Genomic DNA, 7,818 nt, shown 5'->3' with positions numbered 1-7,818 from the left:
AAAGGGAAGCCGAATGTAGATACTGGTTTCGCATTTGATTTAAAACAATTAGGAGACATTATAAAAGAAAAAATAATAGATAAGGTCGACCACAAAAATCTAAATTTAGATGTGGATTTTATGCACGGCAAACTAGCTAGTTGTGAAATACTCATAATGGAATTCTGGAAAATATTAGCACCTGCAATTACGTCTGTATCTGAATCAGCTCAATTACATAAATTACACCTGATCGAAACAAATAAAAATTCCGTTGAATATTACGGTGAAGCCTAAATGAAATACTTTATTTTAGCAGGAGAAAAATCAGGAGATTTACACGGATCAAATTTAATCCGCGAAATTAAACTTATTGATCCAAATGCTATCATAAAAGGTTGGGGCGGCGATTACATGAAGAATCAAGGAGCTGAAATTCTTATTCATCACACCCAATTGGCCATTATGGGCTTATTAGGAGTCATTCAAAATTTGAATAAACTAAAAGGCCTTTTTTCTAAATTTGGAAATCAAATTTCTGCGTTTAAACCTGACACGGTTATCTTTATTGATTATGGTGGATTCAATCTTAAAGCTGCACGAATTGCCAAAATTAAAGGATTTCATACCCAATTTTACATTGCTCCAAAAGTATGGGCTTGGAATAAAGGACGTATTGAAGATATTAAAAAGTGGGTTGACCAATTATACGTTATATTCCCATTTGAAGAAATAATGTTCCACGAAAGAGGCATCTCTACGCATTATGTTGGAAATCCACTCCAAGATTCAGTAGCCCAGTTTCAAGCACAAAATTCACCAACTGATTGGAATCACCCTCTACCATTTGTTGCCTTACTTCCAGGAAGCAGAAAACAAGAAATAAAAGCTGCCATTCCTATATTTAAAAAGCTAGTAGCAGATAACCCACAAACGAATTTCCTGATTGCCGGCGTGAGTGAGTGGAGTGAATTAATCAAAAAATCAGGGTTAACCTATATCCTCGACGACACGTATCGCACCTTATCAAAAGCCAAAGCGGCTATCGTCACATCTGGAACCGCCACATTGGAAACAGCCCTTCTCAAAATACCTCAAATAGTCGTATACAAGACAGATTGGTTATTTTATTCTTTAGCTAAACTACTGGTAAAGGTTAAATATATCTCTCTAATTAATATAATTTTAAACCGAAAAGCAGTACCTGAACTGATTCAAACTGCGTTTTCTAGTGAACATATATCCGAACATCTCACACCACTACTTGTGGATAATGATCCAGCTAGATTAAAACAAATAAGGGATTACGAGGATTTACAGGAAATTATTGGCACCGAAGGCGCTTCTAAAAAAACAGCCGAACTGATTGTGCATTATACACGATCAGCTAAATAATTCAAAATCCATGATTTTTGAACACCAGGAATCGTTTGATAATACTCAGCGATGACAAGCTTATCCTTTTCAAAATCGCCAGTTGGCATATAAGGTTCACGAATTCGAATTTCCTTATTTACATAATCAAAGCCAATCATTACGATTGGTACATTTGCTTGCACTGCGATATAATAAAATCCAGTTTTTAAAGATTCTACATTTTTACGTGTACCCTCTGGGGCTAAAACAGCATGAAATGTGTCTTTAGAATTATAAATGTCTACTATGGAGCCAACAAGATTAGTATTTCGCGAACGGTCTACAGGATAACCTCCGAGCCAACGAAAAATACTGCCCTTAAAACCATCAAATAATTCTTTTTTACCCCAAAAATAAATGGGCATATTCATCATAGAACGAGCCCCTAGGCCTACAGGAAAGTCTTTCCAAGTTGCATGCGGACAAACAATTGTCAAACTTTTAGCGAGATGTCTAGGTACATTTCCTACTACCTTCCAACCGGTAGCCTGAAACAAAAAATCAAATAGCGGGGATTTAATTAACATACTGTTGTAAATGATTTCTGATTTGTGAAAAAGAATTGATTGGGTCAATTAAGACTGCATCCCATCCAAATTCCAGTGCCGACTGCACATTAAATTTATTATCATCGAAAAATACAATACGCTTATTTTGCAATTGGTTTGAAACAATGACTTGTTGGTATATTTCTTTATCTGGCTTTGAAACACCCATTTCATAGGATAAATGGACAAAATCGAATAATGAAAACAAAGAATCGTTCTGCAAAAACAAATGTGAATGAATACGACTTGTATTACTTAGCAAATAAACAGAAAAATTAGATTTCACTTCTTGCAAAAGAGAAACAACACCGACAGGAAACTCAAGCAAAAGAGAAGAAAATGCAAAATCGAATTCACTATCCGTACATTCTAACTGAAATCGAGCACGTAAACGATCTCTAAATTCACTACACGTTTCTAAGCCAGATTCATATGGAACCCATAAACCTTCAGTTTCCGTAATGTATTGTACCTCTTGAGCAGAAAAATACTCCGTGAACCTAGCAAAGGCAGAATAAGTTAATTCTAAATTTATTGGTAATAATACATTACCTAAATCAAAAACAACAGCTATGTTGGAACCCATCAGCTTATTCGACTACGACACCCATCTTCCCGAATTTTTCTATTCGAGACATAATGCGTTCTTGTGGATCCATTTTATTCAAAATCGCTAATTCTTTTATAATGACATCTTTTACAATAGTCACAGCAGAAGCCAAATCTAAATGAGCACCTCCGAGAGGTTCTGGAATGATACCATCAATTAGCCCATTCCCTAACATATCTTCAGCGGTCAATTTTAATGCTTCTGCAGCTTGCTCTTTATAATTCCAACTTCTCCACAAAATAGACGAGCAAGATTCAGGAGAAATAACGGAATACCACGTATTTTCCATCATTAATACACGATCACCCACGGCAATACCCAAAGCACCACCAGAGGCACCTTCACCTATTATGATACAAATAACAGGTACCTTTAACATAAACATATCACGAATATTGCGTGCAATGGCCTCACCTTGACCACGCTCTTCTGCCTCTAATCCAGGAAAAGCACCAGGCGTGTCAATAAAACAAACAATTGGCTTATTGAATTTCTCTGCCATCTTCATTAAACGAAGTGCTTTTCGGTATCCCTCTGGGTTAGGCATTCCGAAATTACGGAATTGACGTTGTTTTGTATTCCTACCTTTTTGTTGGCCAATAAACATCACCGAAAAATCATCATCAATATTCCCAAAACCTCCCACCATGGCTTTATCATCAGCGACAGATCGATCCCCGTGAATTTCAATAAACTCTGAACACATCTTTTCAATGTAATCAAAAGTATAAGGACGATCGGGATGACGTGAGAGCTGGACACGTTGCCAACGAGTCAAATTTGAGAAGGTTTCCTTCTTCAATTCTAAAATTTTATCAGTTAGAGATGCTACGGCACTAGTTACATCTACATTATTCTCAAGAGCTAATTTGCGCATTTCGATCAACTTATCTTCTAATTCCGCAATTGGCTTTTCAAATTCTAATAAAGTTCGCATAAGAGCATTTTAAATTCAATACAAAAGTAAAATTAAAGGTCGAAAGTATCGTGCTTGGAAGGTAAAATAACTTCCTTGAAACCAAGTTCGTGAATCTTATCTTTAAATTCCAACATACTTTCCTCTTCTCCGTGTGATAAAAAAATCTTCTTAAGTGAAGTAGGATTTTGTTCCTTAATAAATAGAAGTAAACCCGTTTGGTCTGCATGACCGGAGAAAACATCTATCTTTCTAATTTGGGCATTTACGCGATATTCACGGTCTTTAACACGAATCATATCTGTACCCTCAAGCAACTGCTTTCCAAGTGTTCCTTCTGCAGAATACCCAATCAATAAAATTGTACAATATGAATTACCAATGTTATCCGCGATATGTTGTTCTACACGCCCACCAGAAATCATACCAGATGAAGAAATGATAATGCACGGTTCATGGTAATTCTTTATCGCCTTAGTCTCTTTTTCTGTTTGTAAAAAAACCAAATTTTCAACATCGAATATATCATCATATTCTTTGTGAAAAGCGCGTGCCTCAGGATTTAAATAGGATATATTTTTTCGGTAAATCCGCGTTGAACTACGTCCCATTGGACTATCTGTAAATACACGGATCGCTGGAAAATTTTGTTCTTCAATTAAGCGATTTAATGTATACAAAACCGCTTGTGTACGCCCAACGGAGAAAGCAGGAATAATTAACCGACCTGGTTTGTCGATACAAGTCTCCTTAATAATTTTTGCCAAAGCGTCCATTGGGGAGGTTTTATCCTCATGAATTCGATTTCCATACGTACTTTCGCAAACTAAGAAATCACAGGCAGGTAACGGATGAGGATCAATATGTAATGGGTAATCAAAACGACCTATATCACCACTAAAACCTAGTGTTTTTGTTTCTCCATCCTCCGTAATTGAAAAATATACATGGGCAGCACCTAGCAAATGACCAGCAGGAATAAACGTAATTTCCAATCCAGGTTTAACGACAAACTTTCGATTAAACTGAAGTGTTACAAAATTATCCATCGAATCCTCGACGTCCTTTTGCAAATAAAGATCACCTCTGCGTAACAAGCGATCCATTTGCTTATTCTTCTTACGACTTTCTCCTTGTGCGGAACGCAATCGACGTAAATGCAAATTGGCAGAATCCAATAACAATAACTCGGCTAACTCGGCTGTGGGTGGGGTACATAAAACTTGACCTTCATAGCCTTCCCGATAAAGCATTGGAATATTACCTGAATGATCAATATGCGCGTGGGTTAGTATAACCAAATTAATCAACGACGCATCAAAAGGGAAAAAAGACTTTTGCTCAATTGGGGATTCATAATCAATATCACGCTCCATATCAGTCCCGCAATCTATCAATATTTGATACCCATCGGCTAACTCAAGTAAGGACATAGAACCAGTCACTTGTTTGGCAGCTCCTAAAAATTGTAACTTCATATAGTAAAGAAAATAGGGCCTTAAAAGGCCCCAATGCATTGCAAAAATACATTATATTTCCTGAAATACGAATTATTTTACTTCTCGAGCAAATTTCGCTTGAGCTATGTCAAGTTCATCTTTTGAAAGATCACGATCTGCAATGATCGTACGATATCTAAATGAGATAAACTCACCTTTAAGTAATGTGTAATTTAATGATGCTTTACCGTTACTAAATGCAGAAAGCCCCAAGGGATTAATTGCAAACAAACCATAACCACGCGCATGCCAATAACTAGGATAAGTAACATTTGCTGGATGATCAAGAATTGCCACATTTATTGAATGATTATCCATTTTACCTGATAAATTCATCCATTTGGCTCGGGTGCTCCAAACTGCTTCACCTTTAACACCTTCACTACTTAAATAATTTCCAGTAACTCCGGTATTATCCATGACAGATACTTTAGTTTCCACACCATGCGCATCGGTAAAAACATCAGGTTTATTTGACGGTATTTCAAGCTGGCGCGCCACACGAATCGCAAACATACCATCTTTAACATCCTTAAATGTAACTACGTCACTAATGGCAGTCAAAGTAGTGATTCGATCGATGATACGTATATCTTTAGAACCAGAAAAAACATACGAAGTAGTTTCTTCTAACACTTTTTTTCCCTTTCCATTTTCATCGACCCAAGAAGCAGTAACCACAAGTGAACCTTGTGTACCTTCTGATATTTTTTGAATACTTTCATGACGAATCGTACCCATTTTATGGGATTTTAAAGATTCTACGATACTATTCGAATTATTCCAGTAATCATAACCATTGACATCCTCATAATTTAACCACATACCGACGTGATGTGGATGATCAACGCGTTCTCCAGCGCGGGGAATTAAAGGATAGCCACGTGTAATTGTAGTCCCTTGTGCAGTCAAAATCGGAAATAGAACCGCCTTTTTAAGTTGGCTCTCACCTGGAAAAAAATAGGATGTAAAATACTTTCCGCCAACCAAGACATCTACTTTATCAGATTTCTTATCAAAAGTAACGCGATCCTGCGCTAAGGATGAATAGGATAAAAAAAGCGTGCAGATAATAAATAAATTTTTCATACGTATGGTTTTAAAGTAAAATTCCGGAGAAAAACTCTCCGGAATTAATACAAAAATAAGGAAAACTAAAAGAAACTAGTATCCTGGATTCTGTGGGAAACCAGATGATGTTCCTTCAGCTCTATCGATTTGTAATTGAGGAATAGGTCTCAAAATATGATGAGCCTTAATATTACCAGCGGCTTTAGGATTGTGTAATTTAACCCGCTCAATTAGGTTACCCCAACGAGCTAAATCAAACCAACGAGATTGCTCACCGATTAATTCACGCTCACGCTCATCCATGACAAAATTTACATTTAAATCACTTGCTGTGATTAACATAGCCGACTCTTTACCTGGAAATGCAGCACGACGACGTACTATATTGTAGGTATTTACAGCATCAGCAATTGCACCAGAGAAGAATTGAGCCTCTGCTAACATTAGGTACGTATCAGCTAAACGGAAAGCAATAAAATCACGTCCACCTTCAAATTGTGTACGGTCAACGCGTCCACCGTCAATATGCTTACTAAGCGCTGGAAAAATACGCTCATCATAACGAGATGGAACCAGAACTTGATACTTTCTTTTTGCTCTATCATCAACAGACAATTCGTTACCAGGTAAATAAATTGTTGTATCACCTAAAGCAAAAGTTAAAGTCTTTTTTGAGGTATCGAAACTTGTATTATAGGTACCAGGCTTATTGGATAGATAGGTATCTTTGAAGGTCTTTTTATAACGACTATCATTTAAACGGTCCTTAAATACTACATCCAACGTATAATTTGTTGGAGCATATCTTTTAAATGGACGCCCATTCTCCGTATCACGCTGCATACCAGGTAAAACATCATACTCCATTAAAAAGAAGACGTGCGCATTATTTCCTCCGCCATTAGTTAATGGATCACGTGTATACTGTACTGACCAAATAACTTCGTTATTCGCTTCATTACCTTGTCTGTGAACATTAGCAAAATCAGGCAATAAAGATATTCCATAATTGGATATCACATTCTTCAAACTTGCAATTGCTTTAGCATAGTCATCTCCAGCCTTAGCTGCAGATGTTGCTTTCGTCAAATAAACACGACCCAATAAATGCTCTACTCCAGCACGCGTAATACGGCCATAATCAGAAGAGCGTGCTTTATTTTCTAAATCAGGCAAAGCTTCCGTTAAATCCTTAATGATTTGAGCATATTGTGCAGCTACTGTACTTCTTTTCACCTCTTTTGTTGGCGCTAAAGTTTCTGTCAATCGTAAGTCAACACCTCCAAACAATTGGGTAAGAATAAAGAAATGATGCGCACGAATAAACTTTGCTTCAGCGATACGTTGTTTTCTAACTGATTCCGCTAAACCCGTAACTTTAGGTGCACGCTCTATAATTGCATTACATGTATTGATTCCAGCATAAAAATCATTCCAAACTTCAGCAACATGACCATTTCGAGTATCAAAGTCAGTGGTATACGTATTCATAAACTTCCAGCTACCATCTGCACCATTGGTATATGAATCCGTACCAAAAATGGTCAAATTCATCCCACGCTCAGTTCCATACCATGAACGCATAGATGAATAAGCCGCACTAGTAGCATCGTTTAATCCTTTCGCTGTATTGATGTAATCATTACCAATTCGCGAAATAACATCCTCCGTTAACAAATCATTACAAGATTGGGTACTCAAAGAAACTACTCCAATCAAACTAATATTTGCTATAAAACTAATTTTTCTAAAAATTTTAAAGCTTTTCATATCTATCTT

At 36.8% G+C, this 7,818-nt stretch carries 8 protein-coding genes; 2 read left to right on the top strand and 6 right to left on the bottom strand.

Translation table 11 applies throughout. From position 1 onward, the window contains the following. Together AC1W6K_RS09230 and lpxB are read left to right on the top strand one after the other, a co-directional pair. Window positions 1–276, top strand: a 276-nt coding sequence (locus AC1W6K_RS09230) for a 6-pyruvoyl trahydropterin synthase family protein (RefSeq protein ID WP_481947264.1), incomplete at its 5' end; no start/stop codon positions are given. Next, window positions 277–1,374, top strand: a complete 1,098-nt coding sequence (gene lpxB / locus AC1W6K_RS09225; protein WP_481947263.1) for a lipid-A-disaccharide synthase — start codon at window positions 277–279, stop codon at window positions 1,372–1,374. On the opposite strand, the gene AC1W6K_RS09220 is transcribed toward lpxB, so the two are convergent. The 6 genes from AC1W6K_RS09220 to AC1W6K_RS09195 all read right to left on the bottom strand — a co-directional run bounded on the left by AC1W6K_RS09220 (window position 1,353) and on the right by AC1W6K_RS09195 (window position 7,809). Then, entirely contained in the window at window positions 1,353–1,922 is a 570-nt protein-coding gene (locus tag AC1W6K_RS09220) for a 1-acyl-sn-glycerol-3-phosphate acyltransferase (protein WP_481947262.1), read from the bottom strand. The two genes, lpxB and AC1W6K_RS09220, sit on opposite strands and share 22 nt — an antisense overlap. After that, the gene (locus AC1W6K_RS09215) at window positions 1,912–2,529 is read right to left on the bottom strand and encodes an HAD family hydrolase (protein ID WP_481947261.1); all 618 of its coding nucleotides are present in this window, start codon (window positions 2,527–2,529) and stop codon (window positions 1,912–1,914) included. Before AC1W6K_RS09215 ends, AC1W6K_RS09220 begins: the two co-directional genes overlap by 11 nt. Before the next feature lie 4 nt (window positions 2,530–2,533). Then, the gene (locus tag AC1W6K_RS09210; RefSeq protein WP_481947260.1) at window positions 2,534–3,490 is read right to left on the bottom strand and encodes an acetyl-CoA carboxylase carboxyltransferase subunit alpha; all 957 of its coding nucleotides are present in this window, start codon (window positions 3,488–3,490) and stop codon (window positions 2,534–2,536) included. Between the two features lie 32 nt (window positions 3,491–3,522). After that, complete coding sequence (locus tag AC1W6K_RS09205) at window positions 3,523–4,947, bottom strand: MBL fold metallo-hydrolase RNA specificity domain-containing protein (RefSeq protein WP_481947259.1); 1,425 nt, start codon at window positions 4,945–4,947, stop codon at window positions 3,523–3,525. A 72-nt stretch (window positions 4,948–5,019) separates the two neighbouring features. Then, complete coding sequence (locus tag AC1W6K_RS09200; RefSeq protein ID WP_481719512.1) at window positions 5,020–6,057, bottom strand: DUF6807 domain-containing protein; 1,038 nt, start codon at window positions 6,055–6,057, stop codon at window positions 5,020–5,022. A 75-nt stretch (window positions 6,058–6,132) separates the two neighbouring features. Continuing rightward, window positions 6,133–7,809 carry a RagB/SusD family nutrient uptake outer membrane protein gene (locus AC1W6K_RS09195; protein WP_481947258.1) on the bottom strand — a complete coding sequence of 559 codons (1,677 nt, stop codon included), beginning with the start codon at window positions 7,807–7,809 and terminating at the stop codon, window positions 6,133–6,135. Window positions 7,810–7,818 lie beyond the last annotated feature (9 nt).

It is taken from the genome of Aquirufa sp., from assembly GCF_964796385.1.
This window is presented reverse-complemented; position numbering and strand designations above follow the sequence as displayed.